Origin of the sequence: Psychrobacter sp. AOP7-A1-24 (genome assembly GCF_052376235.1) — a bacterium.
Classification (GTDB): domain Bacteria; phylum Pseudomonadota; class Gammaproteobacteria; order Pseudomonadales; family Moraxellaceae; genus Psychrobacter.
Genome location: NZ_JBQSVM010000098.1, coordinates 1 through 1,068, shown reverse-complemented (window position 1 = coordinate 1,068; position 1,068 = coordinate 1). Strand labels below are relative to the sequence as shown.

General features: G+C 43.4%; 1 pseudogene. It reads right to left on the bottom strand.

The features are described from left to right. A pseudogene (locus ACT3QQ_RS13860) lies at window positions 1-953 on the bottom strand (hypothetical protein); the annotation flags it as partial. Between the last annotated feature and the right edge of the window lie 115 nt (window positions 954-1,068).

Below are 1,068 nucleotides of genomic sequence, written 5' to 3'. Positions count from 1 at the left end.
ACGGTCGCATCTGCTGGTAGTACATTCGCCTCAACCAATAGCTCAAGCGCTGACTTACCATCCGTGCCATCAGCACCGTCCTGACCGTCAGCACCATCTGTACCATCCGCGCCGTCTTCACCGCGTAAGTACTCAATCAGATCAGCGACGGTTGCATTTGCTGGTAGTACATTCGCCTCAACCAATAGCTCAAGCGCTGACTTACCATCAACTCCATCATCACCAGTAATAGAATCAATGAAGTCTTGCTCAGTTTTGTTTTCGTTACCTGGTAGCGCTTCCCATACGTCGAAGGCTGATTCACCATGAGCACCGGTTGCACCTGCCACTCCTTGCTCACCGGTAATTGCTTCAATGAACTCTGCTTCAGTTTTACCTTCATTACCTGATAGGTTCTCCCACACTTCATAAGCTGAAAGACCACTTTGTCCATCTGCACCATCTTGACTATCATCTGAGTCTAAATCTTTTGCGACTGCCAAGCCTGCACCGATAGCTCCTAAGCCCACTAGCCAAGGCATTACTTTGAAACCATCTACTTCACTGGCACCTACCCACCAAGGAGTGGCACTTGAGGCTCCTCCTAATGCATGCCCTGCAATCGCACCTTCGGGCATTGCTGTTATATAATCTGCATACTCACCCGAATTTGGAATGTAGTAATAATAATTACCATCCTCAGCCAATCCAATCAATTCACTATTGGCAGTGTCGTAGAATCCTTCAATAATTAAATCTGGGTTCTCAATATCTTCATCGAACGAGAGCTGCAAATTATTATCCACACGCTTTGTTATAACGTGATACGGTGCACGCCCAGTAGATTCGTCTAAAAGTTCATAATTAACTTTTTCTGTAGCTTGAATAATAGCAGGCTGACCGTTGTTAACGACTACAGCTTGCTCTGTAATATTTTTAGCTTGATCATATGATTTGACAGTAATAGTAGTCATTGTTAATTTCCTTATTAATTAATGATATTTTTTCAGCAAGCTTATGGATTAATCACTGCCACTACTCTACGATTATTCAATCTTCCTAACTCTGTCTCATTAGTATCTATAGGTC